Annotated in this window: 12 protein-coding genes; 7 read left to right on the forward strand and 5 right to left on the reverse strand. The window is 61.9% G+C overall.

Going from position 1 to position 15085, the window contains the following annotated elements; translation table 11 throughout:
* Positions 1-7: 7 nt before the first annotated feature.
* From J7557_RS16510 to J7557_RS16530, 5 genes are all read right to left on the reverse strand, one after another.
* Entirely contained in the window at positions 8-997 is a 990-nt protein-coding gene (locus J7557_RS16510) for an ABC transporter permease (protein WP_291421144.1), read from the reverse strand.
* Positions 998-1055: 58 nt separating this feature from the next.
* On the reverse strand, positions 1056-2108 hold the full coding sequence (locus J7557_RS16515) for a substrate-binding domain-containing protein (protein WP_291421145.1): 1053 nt from the start codon (positions 2106-2108) through the stop codon (positions 1056-1058).
* A gap of 23 nt (positions 2109-2131) precedes the next feature.
* Positions 2132-3385, reverse strand: a complete 1254-nt coding sequence (locus J7557_RS16520; RefSeq protein WP_291421146.1) for a M20/M25/M40 family metallo-hydrolase — start codon at positions 3383-3385, stop codon at positions 2132-2134.
* Positions 3382-4596 carry an ROK family transcriptional regulator gene (locus J7557_RS16525; protein ID WP_291421147.1) on the reverse strand — a complete coding sequence of 405 codons (1215 nt, stop codon included), beginning with the start codon at positions 4594-4596 and terminating at the stop codon, positions 3382-3384. The genes J7557_RS16520 and J7557_RS16525 overlap by 4 nt, the downstream gene beginning before the upstream one ends.
* Before the next feature lie 171 nt (positions 4597-4767).
* On the reverse strand, positions 4768-5934 hold the full coding sequence (locus J7557_RS16530) for an MFS transporter (RefSeq protein WP_291421148.1): 1167 nt from the start codon (positions 5932-5934) through the stop codon (positions 4768-4770).
* Positions 5935-6036: 102 nt separating this feature from the next.
* Between J7557_RS16530 and J7557_RS16535 the strand changes: the two genes are divergently transcribed.
* The 7 genes from J7557_RS16535 to J7557_RS16565 all read left to right on the forward strand — a co-directional run bounded on the left by J7557_RS16535 (position 6037) and on the right by J7557_RS16565 (position 15078).
* Positions 6037-6942, forward strand: coding sequence for a LysR family transcriptional regulator (locus J7557_RS16535; RefSeq protein ID WP_291421149.1), 906 nt, complete (start codon positions 6037-6039; stop codon positions 6940-6942).
* An 80-nt stretch (positions 6943-7022) separates the two neighbouring features.
* Positions 7023-8081: a LacI family DNA-binding transcriptional regulator gene (locus J7557_RS16540; RefSeq protein WP_291421150.1), complete on the forward strand. Its 1059-nt coding sequence runs from the start codon at positions 7023-7025 to the stop codon at positions 8079-8081.
* 143 nt (positions 8082-8224) lie between these two features.
* Entirely contained in the window at positions 8225-9100 is an 876-nt protein-coding gene (locus J7557_RS16545) for a sugar ABC transporter permease (protein ID WP_291421151.1), read from the forward strand.
* Entirely contained in the window at positions 9100-9999 is a 900-nt protein-coding gene (locus tag J7557_RS16550) for a carbohydrate ABC transporter permease (protein WP_291421152.1), read from the forward strand. Before J7557_RS16545 ends, J7557_RS16550 begins: the two co-directional genes overlap by 1 nt.
* Positions 10000-10152: 153 nt before the next feature.
* Positions 10153-11586 (forward strand): extracellular solute-binding protein, encoded by a 1434-nt coding sequence (locus tag J7557_RS16555; RefSeq protein WP_291421153.1) that lies wholly within the window; start codon positions 10153-10155, stop codon positions 11584-11586.
* A gap of 216 nt (positions 11587-11802) precedes the next feature.
* Positions 11803-12972, forward strand: coding sequence for an ADP-ribosylglycohydrolase family protein (locus J7557_RS16560; protein ID WP_291421154.1), 1170 nt, complete (start codon positions 11803-11805; stop codon positions 12970-12972).
* Between the two features lie 9 nt (positions 12973-12981).
* Positions 12982-15078 (forward strand): ADP-ribosylglycohydrolase family protein, encoded by a 2097-nt coding sequence (locus J7557_RS16565; protein ID WP_291421155.1) that lies wholly within the window; start codon positions 12982-12984, stop codon positions 15076-15078.
* The last annotated feature ends 7 nt before the right edge of the window (positions 15079-15085 follow it).

A 15085-nucleotide genomic window follows, 5' to 3' on the forward strand; every position in this document is an offset into this window, starting at 1 on the left:
TGTTACCTCAGCGAGTCTTTTCGCGCAGCGACACGGCGACTGCGACGAGAATGATGAGACCGCGAACGATCATCTGATCGGAAACAGAGAGCCCCATGAGGATGAGGCCATTGTTGAGCATGCCCATGAGCAGCGAGCCGACGAGCGCGCCGATAACGGAGCCCTTGCCGCCATTGAGCAGCGTGCCGCCGACGATGACCGCAGCGATAACCGTCATCAGGTCGGTTTCGCCCAGCGTATATTTGGCCGCCTGCAGGCGCCCGGCATAGAGAAGACCGGCAAGACCCGCGAGGCCACCGCTGATCATGAACACCCAGAGCCGGATGCGCGAAACCTTGATGCCAGTGACCTGCGCGGCCCGGGCATTGTCGCCGGTGGCGAGAACGTGAGCGCCGAAACGGGTCTGGCGATAGACGACATGGCCGATGGCAACGGCAACCACCGTCCAGATGACGAGGGATGGCACGCCGAAGAGCGAACCGGAACCAAAGATGCCGGTAAAGAGCGGATCGGTGACGGGAATGGAGCGCAGTTGGGTGAGCGAGCGGCCAATGCCGGCGACGAGACCCATCGTGGCAAGGGTCACGAGGAAGGATGGCAGGCGCAGCCAGGCGATAAGCACGCCATTGATGGCGCCGACGAGGAGGCCTACACCAAGACCGGCCCAAATGCCGACCGGAAAAGCGGCGGCAGGCATGGCGGCCATGGCCATGGCGGCGCAAAGGGCCGAGACGGCGACGGTGGAGCCGAAGGACAGATCTATATCACCGGCCGAAAGCACGAAGACGAGGCCAATGGCCATGATCGTGGCGGGGGCGGTTTGCAGGATGATGTTGACGAGGTTGCGCTGCGTGAGAAATCCGCTATCGCGCAGCACCACGGCAAAGAACAGGAATATGGCGAGAAACCCGACATAGACGACATATTGCTGGAGATTGATCCGCGCGAGGAGGGATCGGACAGGACTTGCCGGGGCGGCCGGATTGGACGCGGACATGGCGAGGTTTCCTTGCATGGGGTGGCCGGGCAGCAAACTGCCCGGCCGAGCCGGAATATTACTTTGCGCTCAGCACCGAAGCGGGCGCATCGCGATGCAGGGACTGCTGCCAGCCCTCGGCGACATTGTCGGCAGTGACGGTCAGAGCCGGGGCAACGACAAAGGCAGGCACCTCTTCGCCGAGCAGACCCTTGAGACCGGCAGCGGCCATGGCCCGGCCCAACTCATAGGCTTCGTCGGCGACGAGACCAACCACATTACCGCCCTTGACCATATCGAGCGCGACCGGCTCGGAGAGGTCGAGAGTCACGATCTTGGTCGTGGTGTTGCCGGCGCTGCGCAGTGCCGCGAGAACGCCATCGGCCGGTTCGGCCCAGGTGACATAGATGCCATCGAGATCGGGGTTTTGCAGCAGCATGGCATTGGCCAGCTCTTCGGCGCGAGCCGGGTCGGAAATGCCCTGTTCGGCGACGATTTCGATACCGGGATAATCGGCTTCGATCGTGGTCTTGAAGGCGTTGTCGCGCTGGTTGGTCACATAGTAGTCGGCATCATGGAAAATCCAGCCGACCTTGCCTTCGCCGCCAATAGCTGCGGCGAGGACATCAGCGGCCTGCTTGCCCATCTGGAAGAGATCGTCGGTGACGATGGCAGCATAATCGGTTCCGTGGACGTAACCGGCCGGCAGGTTGGAGAGGAAAACCAGTTCCGCGCCGGCATCCACGGCGCCACGAAAAGCTTCGGCCGAGGTGACCGGATCGAGCGGCAGCGAGAGGATGACATTGGGCGAAGCGGCAAGCGCAGTTTCGATGTCCGAGCGCTGCTTGGCGGCGTCAAAACCGGCGTCGGTGGTGACGACGACATCGACACCCGCACGGGCGAATTCATCATTGGCGCCGGCGGCGACGGCATTGATGAAATCGGACGATGTGTGCCAGAGGAGGGCCGCCTTATAACCCTTGCCCTGAAGCGCCGCGATGTCAGCGTCGGTGAGGACAACTTCCGAACTCGGGGTCGCGGTTTCGCCATTGGGGCCGATGGTCTGGGCCAAGACGGGTGATGCGATAAGCGTACTGGCGAGCAGGGCTGCCAGCATGGTTGTGGTCTTCATCTTTTGCTCCCTTGATGAAAATCCTAGTTCCCTTCCACCCCGCAGAAGCGGGTCATGAAATCGGCAAAAGCCACCACGCCAGCGAGATATTCCTCGACGCTGACGCGCTCTTCAAAAGTGTGGCAATTGCTGATGTCGCCCGGGGCGCAATAGACCGCCGGGATATTGAGGCCGTTGACGAAGAACGGCGTTTCCGACCAGAAAGGCGCCCCCTCGGCACCGCCCCGTCCGGGTATGGCTTGCCCCACCGCATCGCCCAGCATGGCGAGCGCGGGATGGCTTGGATCGATCTCCGCTGCCGTTCCGCCCAACGCGTGATCGCGGCCGGCGGGATAGACGATGTCGACTGAAATTTCGGGATCGGCAATGGCGCCGCGAATGACGGCTTCGAGTTCGGCCGCTGCCGCATCGAGGCTTTCGCCGGGCAGCAGCTTTCTGATCAGCGAGAGCGTGCAGCGCTCCGGCACGGCGATGAAACCACCGCCATTGAGCGTGGTGATGAGCAGGAAGCCGCGACCGACAAGCTTGTGCTCCGCCCGCGCCGAAATGGCGTCGGAATGGGCCCAGAGGGCGGACATGACGGCATGGCTGGCTTTGAGGGCGTCATGGCCGAGTTCCGGCACGCCGAAATAGGCTGATTTTCCGGTGATCGTGATATCGGCGATGAAAAAGCCGATCTGAGCGGCATAGACGGCGAGTTTTGTCGGCTCAGTATAGACGACGAAATCGGGCCGTGGCAGTTCGCCCGAGGCGATGCGGGCGGCATGGGCTTTCACACCGGCGGAAACGCCGGTTCCCGGCTCGCCGCTTTCCTCATCGCCGACGAAGGCAAAATCTACATCGCCTTTGAGCTTGATGCCGGCCCGATCAAGGAGGCTCAGCGCCGCCAGGCTCGTGCAGATGCCGGCCTTGAGATCGCCGGAACCACGGCCCCAGATTTCGCCATCGATGAGCGGGGCGCCAAAGGGGTCCTCGCGCTGATCACCAGCCCAATGCTCGCGCCAGCCTTCGACATGGACTGTATCGGTATGACCGATAAAGAGCAGGCGCTTTCCCGCGCCACTGCCTTTTCGCGTGCCCCAGACATTGGGGCGACCGGGCAGAAAATCTGCCGTTTCGACATTGCCGACGCCGCGTGCGCGCATCTGCTCGGCGAGATAGGAAACGAAATTGGCTTCATTGCCGGTGACACTGTCCCGGCCGATGGCACCGCGCAGCAGCGCAATGGCGTCGCCCCTATCGAGCGCGGCGCGCAGCTGATTGCCAAGCGGGCTCACTTGAGGGCCTCGCGCATGGAAACGGCATTGGCGGGCGGCAAGGAAATGCGCGATTCCGGCGCATCGGCGCCGAAGAGCGTGTTGTGAAGATGGCTGAGACCAATGGCCGTCGCGCCGACTAGGGCGGCGTGATCGCCCAGTTCGCTGGCCTCCACTTCGACGGGATAGGGGAAACAGGCGGGCAGGACGCCGATCACCCGCGCCACCAGCTCCCGACGACTGCCAATGGAGCCGCCAAGAATGATCTTGTCGGGATTGGTGATGGCGGCAATGGCGCCGATGCCGCGTGCCAGCAGCCTTGCGGTTTCCTCGAGCACGGCCACCGCATGCGCCTCATGCGCATTGGCCTTTTCGAAGATCGCCGGCACGGTGGCATCGATGCCGGCCAGGACGCGATAGCGCGCGACAATGCCATAGGAGGCGGTCAGGCGCTCGAAGGCACCGGCGCGTAGCGATTCCGGTTCGAAGGGATCGGCTCCGAACGGCAAGAAACCGAGTTCACCGGCCGCATTGCCGGCGCCACGAACCAATTGGCCATTGACCATCAAGCCGCTGCCGACACCGGTGCCAAGCGCGATATAGGCAAGGTTATCGAGCCCCTGCCCCACGCCGAGCCAGCTTTCGCCAAGCACAGCGAGATTGACGTCATTTTCGAGCATGACATCGCAGCCGAGCGCTTTTTCCAGCGCCGAAGCGACATCCATCTTGTCAAAACCGGCAATATTGGGCGCCAGCAGCACGCGGCCGGTCTTGGCCTGCGGCGCGCCGGGCACGCCGACAACAGCAATGCGCAACTTGTCCATGGCAACGCCACCCTGGGCGGCCACTTCCCGGGTCAACCGGCCGATCTGGGCAACGATGGCATCTCCGCCTTCCGGGTGGGTCGGCTCCATCATTTCGGCAATGACGCGCGAGGACAGATCGCAAATGGCGACCCGCACCTTGGTGCCACCCAGATCCACCGCGCCGATATAGGCGGCAGAGGGAATGATCTCGTAGGTGACCGCCGTACGGCCAACATGCCCGCTGGTCCGTCCGGTTTCCTGCACCCAGCCCTCATCCTCAAGCTGTCGCATCACTTCGGAAATGGTCTGCTTGGAGAGACCGGTCTGCTTGGCGATGGACGCACGCGAAATCGGGCCATTCTGAACGATGGCCTCCATCACGGAGCGCAGGGAGAACTGGCGGGAGATGCGAACTGCCTGACTCAAGACAGATACCTTAATTAGTTCGGTGTGGTGACGAACTAATCATCGAAGCACGCAACGTGTCAAGCGTGAGCGCGAAGGCCAAGGCGGGCGTGGCCCCGGACGATGGATATCCAGAGCCGGAGCTGCGGTTTCAAATTGGCTGGGCGCAGCGGCGACGTTCGGCGCATGAATCTATACTGCAGCCGCCACGGCCGGACGGCCGGAGCGAACGGCTGCCAGAGCAACGGCGAGCGCCAGCAGCGGGAAAATCGTGGCAATCAGGGAAACATAGGCCAGACCCGGTCCGTGATCGATGGCCAGACCGCCGGCCCAGGCGCCGATGGCATTGCCGAGATTGAAGGCGCCGATATTGAAGCTCGACGCCAGGCTCTGCCCCGCGCCCTTGGCATTGGACAGCACCCACATCTGCAGGGGGGCGACGGTCGCAAAGCCGGCGGCGCCAAGCAGACCTGCAAAAAGCACGGCGGCGATACCGTTGTGGAGCGCCAGCGTGGTCACGCCAAGCACCAGCGCCAAAGCGGCAAGCGTCACAATAATGGCGCGGGCCAAATGTCCATCGGCCAAGCGGCCACCAAGAAGATTGCCGGCCATCATGCCACCACCGAAGACCAGCAGGATCGGCGAGACTGCGCTATCGGGAAAGCCGGTGATTTCAGTCAATAGCGGCGCGACATAGGTGAAGACGGCAAAAACGCCGGCATAGCCGAGGACGGTGGTCAGAAGACCAAGCAGCACAGGCCCGCTGGCAATGACGCGGAGATCCGCGCGCCAGTCGGATGCTTCGGGCTTGCTGCGGTCGGCCGGCACAAGGGCGGCGACGATGGTCAACGCAAGAATGCCGACCGCGGTCACAGCCCAGAATGTCATGCGCCAGCCGTAGGTCTGGCCAAGCCAGGTGCCGAGCGGCACACCGAGCACGGTTGCGACGGTGAGCCCTGTGAACATGATGGCGATAGCGGAGGCCTGGCGGTCCTTGGAGACGAGGTCCGTCGCCACCACAGCGCCGACACCAAAGAAGGTGCCATGAGCCAGGGCCGTCAGGATGCGGGCGGCCATCAGCCATTCATAGCTTGGCGCCAGCGCGCAGGCGGCATTGCCGACAATGAAAATGGCCATGAGGCCAACAAGAACATGCTTTCGCGGAAAGCGCGCGCTGAGGGAAGTCAGGATCGGCGCGCCGATGGTGACGCCGAGCGCATAGCCGGAGATGAGCAGGCCGGCGGCGGCGATGGTGACATTGAGTTCCCGGCTGACATCGAGAAGCAGTCCCATGATGACGAATTCGGTGACGCCGATGCCAAAAGCACCGGCTGTGAGGGCATAAAGTGCCAAGGGCATGGTGGGGTCCGTGTTGTTGGATGCGGTTGGCGGTAAGATAGACCGGACTGTTTGGGTGAATTAGACTGCAGGAAAGAACAGCACTTGTGAGTTGAAGTCATCATGGCGCGGTTGGAGGTTAATCGGTCCGGCGAGATGGAGGTGTTTGTCAGCGTCGTGCAGCTGGGCGGGTTTTCGCCGGCGGCGCGGGCTTTTCGGATGACGCCTTCGGCGGTGAGCAAGCTGATTGCGCGACTGGAGGAGCGGCTGGGGACGCGGTTGCTCAATCGCTCGACGAGACAATTGCAGCTGACGCCGGAGGGCTCCGCCTTTTATGAGCGGGCGCGGGATATTCTTGCCGATCTAGAAGAGGCCGAGAAAGCGGCGGGCATGGGGGAGCAGCCGGTGGGACGGGTGCGGATCAATACCAGCGCCTCCTATGCCAATCATGTGCTGGCGCCGATCTTGCCGGAATTCATGCAGCGATTTCCGGGGATTACGCTCGATATTGTGCAGACGGACCTGGTGGTGGACCTTCTTGCCGAGCGAACAGATGTTGCGGTGCGGGCCGGGCCATTGAAGAGTTCGAGCCTTGTGGCTCGCAAGCTCGGCGAGACAACGCCGACCATCGTCGCTTCGCCCGCCTATCTTGAGCGCTGCGGGGAGCCGCGGACGATTGCCGAACTAGAGCGGCACAATCGTCTGGGTTTTGGCTATGCTCGGACGGTGGATGGCTGGCCGCTGCGCGAGGATGGCCGAAACATCGTGGTGCCGCCGGCCCAGTGGGTGCAGACCAATGATGGCGAGGGCATGCGGCATCTGGCGCTGGCGGGGGTAGGCTTGGCGCGGCTTTCGAACTTCACGGTGCGCGGCGATATCGCTGCTGGCAGGTTGAAGCGGGTGCTGGCGCATCTCGACAATGGCGAGATGGAATCGTTCCACGCCGTCTATGTCGGACAGGGCGGTCCCCTGCCCTCACGCATCCGCGCCTTGCTCGATTTTCTGGCTGAACGAGGCCGGATTTCCTGACGACCTCGTTAACGCTGCGGCGAATTGGTTGTGAGGTGGTTGACATAACGCTAACGCGTGGTAACGTTCCCACGAAGGTCATGAAATTGACCAAGGAGGATCTGCCGTTGCGCAAGCGCCGGCCTACCATCATCGATGTGGCTGAGCGAGCCGGGGTGTCGAAAAGCACCGCGGCGCGGGCGCTTGCGGGTGCCGAAAGCATTCTCGATGAGACGCGCGAGCGCGTGCTCGCGGCCGCCAAGGCGGTGGGCTATGAGCGCAATCACCTAGCAGTTGGCATGCGATCCGGGCGTTCTGGGATGCTTGGTCTCGTCATTCCTGACATTACCAACCCCTTCTGGGCCGACGTGGCGCGTGGTGCGCTCGATCGCGCGGCGGAAGCGGATGTTTCGCTGCTGGTGTTTTCCTCGGACTGGGACCCGGCCAAGGAAGAGAGCCACTTGCGGGCGCTGCGCCGAGCACGCGTCGATGGGGCCATCGTCAATCCGGTGTCGGATGCGCTTGATGATCTCGACAAGTTCGGCCTGCCCTTCGTGCTGATCGGGTCTAGCGCCGAGCGCTTTGCCGATGTGTCGAGCGTGGGTTCGGACATTACCCAGGCAGTTGAACTGGGGCTCGATCATCTGGTGTCCAAGGGGCATCATGCGCCGACGCTGATCGTCGGGCCGAAATCGCGCCTGGCGCGGACGCGCTTTCTCAATGCGGTGCAGCGGCACAGCATCAAGCGGGATGTCGATCCGGCGCAACTCATTGTAGAGGATGGCGAATATACGCTTGAAGGTGGGCGTCTCGCCATGCTGCGGCTGCTCGATCGGCCGCGGCTTGGGCATATCTGCGTGTTTGCTGCCAATGACATGATGGCCATCGGCGCCATGATGGCGGTGCGCGAACGCGGGCTGCGCTGCCCCGAAGATGTGTCGATCCTTGGGTTCGACGGCATCCCCTCGGGGGCTTTTACCTTTCCGGGTCTCACCACCATTGCCAAGCCGGGCCGAGATATCGGCGCGCGGGCGGTGGAGAGCCTGTTTGACGAAATCGAAGGACGGCCGGAACACGGCCGCGTCTATATGCCTTGCCGGCTGATCGATCGGGCCTCGCTCGCCGATCTGTCGCGCGAACCCCGCAAACTGGTGGGGTAGGGAGGATCTGACTGATGGCAGAACCAAGTGCTGGTCCGCTTGCCGTATCGAAAAATGGGAACGTTCCCAAAGCAGAGACGAGCAGCAAGGGACAGGAGTCCGCTAGCAGACTGTTAGCATCGAGCGGCTCATTCGGGGCGCAAGTGCGACAGTGGTGGCCCTATTACGCCATGATGGCGCCCGGGCTGATCTTCTTCATCATCTGGCACTACGTACCGATCTGGGAAGCCAAGATGGCTTTCGAGCAGGTCCGCATCATCCCGCCCAATATCTGGGTGGGGCTGAAGAACTTTCAGGTCCTGTTCTCGTCGCCGATCTTCTATCAGGTGCTCGCCAATACGCTGATCATCTCGGGCATGAAGATCCTCTTCGTTTTCCCCGTACCGATCATCGTGGCGCTGCTGCTCAATGAAATCCGCAGCGGCAAGCTGCGCGGCACACTGCAGTCGGCGATCTATCTGCCGCACTTCCTCTCCTGGGTCGTGATCTCGGGCGTGTTCATCGCCCTGCTCTCACCTACCGATGGCGCAGTGAACCAGATCCAGACCGCGCTCGGCTTCCAGCCCGTCAGCTACATGACCAATACCGGCACCATTCGCTGGGTGCTGGTGATCTCGGAAATCTGGCGCTCGGCAGGTTGGGACAGTCTGCTTTACCTCGCCGCCATCTTCGCCATCGATCCGCAGCTCTATGAAGCCGCCGAAATGGATGGGGCCAATCGCTGGCAGAAAATCTGGCACGTCACCATTCCCGGCATCGTGCCGACCATCGCGACGCTCTTCATTCTCAACATGGGCATGTTCCTCAGCGCCGACCTCAACCAGGTCATCAACATGCAGAACGACGTCAACGCTTCGACCATCGATATCTTGGACACCTATGTCTACCGACTGGGCCTCTCGACGGGCGAATACGCCCTCGCCACCGCCGCCGGCCTCTTCAAGGCCGTCATTGGCATGATCCTCGTGGTTACGTCGCATCTCGTCAGCAAGAAGCTGACCGGCAAGGGAGTGTGGTGATGTCCAATTCCGTGCGCCGCAGCCCGCTCGAGCGGGTCGAGTATGTGCTCATCGTTTCAACGCTGTTGTTGCTGGTGGTCTTTACCCTGCAGCCGCTGTTGAACCTGCTTGCGCTGTCGTTTACCGATCCGAGCAAGGTGGCCGGATTTTCGGGGCTTTCCATCATTCCCGATGGGTTCTCGCTCGATGTGTGGACGTTGCTGTTGCAGCACCCCAATGTGCAGCGCGGGCTGTTCAATTCGATCTGGATGACGACGACCAGCGTGCTCATCGGCGTGATGGGGACGGCGCTGATGGCCTGGGGCCTGTCGCGGCCCGGCCTGCCGGGACGTCGGCTGATCTTTCTGATGGTGCTCGTCACCATCGTTTTCGAGCCGGGCATCATTCCCGATTATTTTCTAATGAAGAGGATGGGGCTCCTTAATTCGCCCTGGTCGGTGATCCTCTATAAGGCCGTGAGCGCCTGGTATCTGATCATCCTCGTGCGTTTCTTCGAGGAGATTCCGAAGGAACTGCTGGAAGCCGCCGAGCTTGACGGCGCCAATCCGTTCCAGACCTTTTTCATGGTCGTGCTGCCGCTGGCGAAGCCCGCGCTCGCCACCATTGCGCTGTTCTATTTCGTGCTGCACTGGAACGAGTTTTTCCGCTCAATGATCTACCTCAACGACCAGACCAAATGGCCGCTGCAGGTGGTGCTCAGGCAGTTCGTGATCGAGGGCGACAAGATCGCCATCGTCGGGGCGAACAATGCCAACAACAATATCGGGCTGGCGCAGATCAACATCCGCGCGCTGAAGGCCGGGATGATTTTCATCACCATCCTGCCGATCCTGGCGATCTACCCGCTCATCCTCAAATATTTCACCAAGGGCACCATGTCGGGGGCGCTGAAGGGATGAGGGTGTTTGCGACATCAGAGCGCGCGGCTCCACCCCCTCCCAGCCTCCCCCATCAAGGGGGAGGTGAAGGGATCGTGGATGGGGAGCCACCGAGCCAAAAATCCAAAAATTCCGCGGAAGCGGTGTGACTAAAAACAACGGAGGAGACTACCAATGACACTGAAGAAACTGTTCCTGGCGACGACGGCTGTTGCCATGCTGGCTGGCATTGCCGCGCCGGCCATGGCCCAGACGACGCTGCGCCTGGTCAGCAAGGACCTGCTTTCGACCAATCCCGATGACATGAAGGAAGTCGAAGCCATCGAAGCCGCGCTCAAGGCGCAGGGCGTCGATGTCGATATCCAGACGGTGGACCTGCCCGGCGGCACTTCGGCCTATGTCGAGGCGCTGGGGATCATGCTGCTGTCGGGCGATATTCCGGACATCATCTATTTCCAGGGCGGCGACCAGAAGATGGCCGATCAGGGGATTCTGGAAGACCTGACGCCGCATATCGAAGCCTCGGCCAATGTGAAGGCTGCGCTCTGGCCGCACAATGTCGACCGTCTCGCGAACTATCCGTACCTCCTCTACATCTACCCGCCGCGCGCGCCGCAGCCGGTGATCCGCCAGGACTGGCTGGAAAAGCTCGGCCTCGAAGCGCCGAAGACTGTCGAGGAATATGAGGCCCTGTTCCAGGCTATTCATGACGCCGATCTCGATGGCGATGGCACGGCCGGCAACACGCTGGGCCTGACCGGCTTCGGCAACACGGGCGAACTCGACTCCATCTTCAACCAGGCATTTGGCGTGACCGGCACCTGGATGAAAAATGCCGATGGGCAGTGGGTCAATTCGCGCGTGACCGATGCCGAAAAGGCCAAGATCGAGTTCTATGCGCGGCTCGCCGAGAAGGGTCTCTTCGACAAGGAATATGTCACCAACACGTTCGACGTGAAGGAAGACAAGTTCTACACCGGCAAGGCCGGCGTGGTGTTTGGCTCCTCGCCTGAAGTCATCGACATCTATGCGGGCAAGATGCGCCAGGCGCATCCAGGCGAGGACATTTCCCTCACCCTGTTGCCGATCCCCTCGGGCCCGGGCGGCCAGGGTCTGGCAGCGGTCGACGTTGCCAAGGAATCGCGCGGCTGGGCCATTTCCTCGCTCTCCGAGCATAAGGAAGAGGCGTTCAAGGTGCTCGATTTCATGGCTTCCAAGGAAGGCCAGGATATCGACCGCATGGGCTTTGAGGGCACGCAATATACCAAGGACGCGAGCGGCAAGGTGACGTTCACCGACGCCATCTCGACCTGGTATGCGCGCTTCTTCAACGCTGCCAACTGGACCCCGCCGACCCCGCTGCTCTCGCCCACCGCGCAGGAAGCACTCGACACGATCAAGGCGAATTTCGTGGCTGACAATGCCTTTGTCTGGCCGGCCGAATTTGCCGCCGATGTCGATGCGACCGAGCAGGTCTATCGCTCGTGGGTGGCCAAGTTTGTCACCGGCGAAGCCGGGATCGATCAGTGGGATGCGTTTGTTGCCGAGTACAATGCTGCCGGCGGCGAGCGCATGGCCGAGCACGCCCGGACTGTGTTGGGCGAGTAAGCGAAAGAATGGGGCCGGCGGGGTGACGTCAGGTCCACAGGACGGCACCTCCCCCTTGATGGGGGAGGTTGGGAGGGGGTGCTGGGAGCCACGGTGTTGTGGCTCACATCCCCCCTCCCTGACCCTCCCCGCGAGGGGGAGGGTGTCGACTGATAGAACGCGGCAAGCGCCGGACCAGTGTTCGGCGGGAACAATGACAAAAAAGTCGGAGTCGAGATGACCCCATCCTTCCAGTCCCGCATTCGGGCCATGCTGTATGGCATTGCCCTGGGAGATGCGCTGGGCGCGCCGGTGGAAAAACTATCGGCGGCGCAGATCAGAGCGCGCTATGGCCGCGTGACATCGGTGATGACGCGCTGGCACAAGATGGATCTGCCGCCAGAGCAGCGGAACCATCGGGTGCGCGGGGATGGCATCGTCACCGACGACACGATGATGACCCTGGCGCTGATGGATATTTATGCCGATACCGTCCGGCATCTTGACGCCTGGGACATGGCCGATGGCATGGTCAAGCAGATCGCCTGGACGCCGCGCTGGGTGCCGGAATTGCAGCGCGAAGCCATGCTGATCGACCGGCTGTTCTATCCCGAAAAGTGGATTTTCCAGCGGCATCAATTGTCCAATTGCGACCCGCGCCAGGGCGGGATCGGCAATATGGTGAACTGCGGGGCAGCGATGTATATCGCCCCGATCGGGGTCGCCAATGCCGCCAATCCACGGGCGGCCTATGAAGAGGCGATCGCCTTTGCTGCGGGACACCAGGAAAGCTATGGGCTCGAATCGGCCGGCGTGATGGCGGCGGCGGTTGCTGCGGCTTTCGTGCCCGGCAAGACCATTGAAGGCGTGGTCGAGACCGTGCTCGGGCTCGCCAAGGATGGTACGCGCGACGCCATTGCCGAGATTGCCGATGTGGCCAATCGGCTGCGCGGCAGCGGGGCGGAGCATGCCGAGGTTTGCGACGCGTTTCACGCCGCCATCGCGCCCTTCTCGGTGATGGGCGACGACGTCAACCACATGCCAGAAAAGGTCGGGCGGTTAACCGATGCCTATCGGCCGAGCCGGTTGCAGGCGATCGAGGAATTGCCGCTGGCGCTGGGGTTCTGCCTCCTCAACCAGGGAAACTTTAGGACCTCGATCGAGGACGGGATCAATTCGGGGCGCGATACCGATTCCATCGGCGTCATGGCTGGCGCCATTCTGGGGGCGCTGCATGGCGAGGCTGTCATTGATGAAGCCGATCTCGCTCAGCTCAATTCGGCCAATCGCCTCAATCTCATGAAATCTGCCGACGCCTTTGCGGCGACGGCTTCCAAAATCATTGCTGCCGATCGCGCCGCTGCCCGCGCCCGCGAAGAGGCCTTTGCTCAACTCAATCTCGCCTGAAAGTTGCCCATGCTCTCCGAACAACAAATCCTTGAAAAGATCTATGCAGGCTTTATCGCCAAGGCCATCGGCGTGCGGCTTGGCGCGCCTGTGGAGCCGACGATCTGGAGCTATGACCGCATCCAGAAGACCTATGGCGAGGTGACGCAATATCTGCGCGATTTCAAGAATTTCGCGGCTGACGACGACACCAATGGCCCCGTCTATTTCATTCGTGCGTTGCGCGACTATGGACTCGATTGCACAGCTGAGGATGTTGGCAAGACCTGGCTTAACTACGCGGCTGAAGAGCATGGCATGTATTGGTGGGGCGGGTTTGGCGTTTCGACTGAGCACACCGCCTACAAAAACCTGCAGGCCGGCATTCCGGCGCCGCATTCGGGGTCGATTGCCACCAATGGCACGACGGTCGCCGAGCAGATCGGCGGGCAGATCTTTATCGATAGCTGGGGCTGGGTGAACCCGGGCAATCCGAAGCGCGCGGCAGACATGTCGGCCATGGCGGCATCAGTGGCGCATGATGGCGACGGGCTCAATGGCGCGCGCTTCTGCGCGGCGGCGATTGCGGCGGCGTTCGAGGCCAAGAGCATTGACGAGATCATCGAGACGGCGATGGGTCAGATTGATGCGAATTCGACCTATGCAAAAGTCTGCCGGGCGGTGATCGATTTCCATAAGGCCAACCCGGACAATTGGCGGGCATGCCGCGACATGCTGACGGCGGACTGGGGCTATGATCGCTATCCCGGCGTCTGCCACATCATCCCCAATGCCGGGGTGACCATCATGTCGATCCTTTATGGCGCGGGTTCGCTGCCGCGCACGGCCGAGATCGCCACCATGGCGGGCTGGGACACCGACTGTAACGCGGGCAATGCCGCGGCCATCGTCGGGACGTTCCAGGGGCTCGATGCGAGCTGGGACAAATACCGCAAGCCGATCAGCGATTTTCTCATTGCTTCGGGCATCGTGGGCTCGATCAATATCGTTGATATTCCGAGCTTTGCGCGGGAGCTGACGGTGTTGGCGTTGCAACTGGCCGGGCGCGATGTGCCGGCGCTGTGGCTGGAAGATTTTACCCGCCGCGGGCTGCGGTTTGATTTCGACCTGCCGGGGTCAACGCACGGTTTCAGGACCGAAGGGTTCAATCAGATCAGCCTGAAGCACTCGGATGAGCGGCATGTGGAAGGGTCGCGCGGGTCGCTGGAGATTCAGCTCGATCGGTTGGAGCGCGGACAGGGCGGGCGGATTTTCTGGAAGCCGTTCTATCGCCGCAGCGACTTTGACGATGAGCGGTATCGCCCGATGTTCTCGCCGGTGGTGGACGCCGGTCAGGTGGTCAAATTCAAGCTCTGGCTCGATCCGTGGAATGGCGACGGCAATCTGCGAGTGGCGCCCTATGTGCGTCGCGCCATGAGTGGGACCATCGAGGAAACCGGCGCTTGGCATGTGCCTTCGCATGAAGGCTGGCAGGATTATGAGTTCGTCGTGCCCGAGGGCGTCGAAGCGATCGACGAGATCGGTATCTCGGTCGAGTATTTTGGGCGGCTGAAGTTTTTGGGGCGGTTGTTCCTTGCTGACTTCACCGTGTCGGGACCGGGGCACCTCACTATCGATCCGGCGACGGAAGTGCAGGAATGGGGCGCCATTTCGCGCTTTACCTGGAACCGCGGGCACTGGACGAAGCAGTTTGGTCGCATCCATGGGCACGCTTCGAGCGATGCCGATATGTGGACCGGGCACTACTATAGCCGCGACGTGACGGTGTTGGCCGATCTCGAAGTGCTGGCCGGACAATCGCAGCTGGTGACGGCACGTGTGCAGGGCACCGGGCGGTTCTATGCGGCCGGGTTCCAGAATGGCGAAGCGGTCATTATGAAGCACGACTTTGGGCAGACGGTGCTCGCGAGCGTGCCGTTCAAGCCGGAAGCCGGGCGCGTCTATCGCGTGGAGCTTGCCGTTGAGGGCGACAAGCTGGCGCTCTCGATCGACAGCAAGGTTTTGGGGTCCGCAACTGACAAAACCTTTGCCTATGGCATGTCCGGGCTGCGGCTTGGATCGGCGGGCCGCATGGCGGTTGACCGCTTTGCCGTGACGGAAAAGTAGGAGGCAG

This window comes from Devosia sp., from assembly GCF_017744655.1.
Classification (GTDB): Bacteria; Pseudomonadota; Alphaproteobacteria; order Rhizobiales; family Devosiaceae; genus Devosia.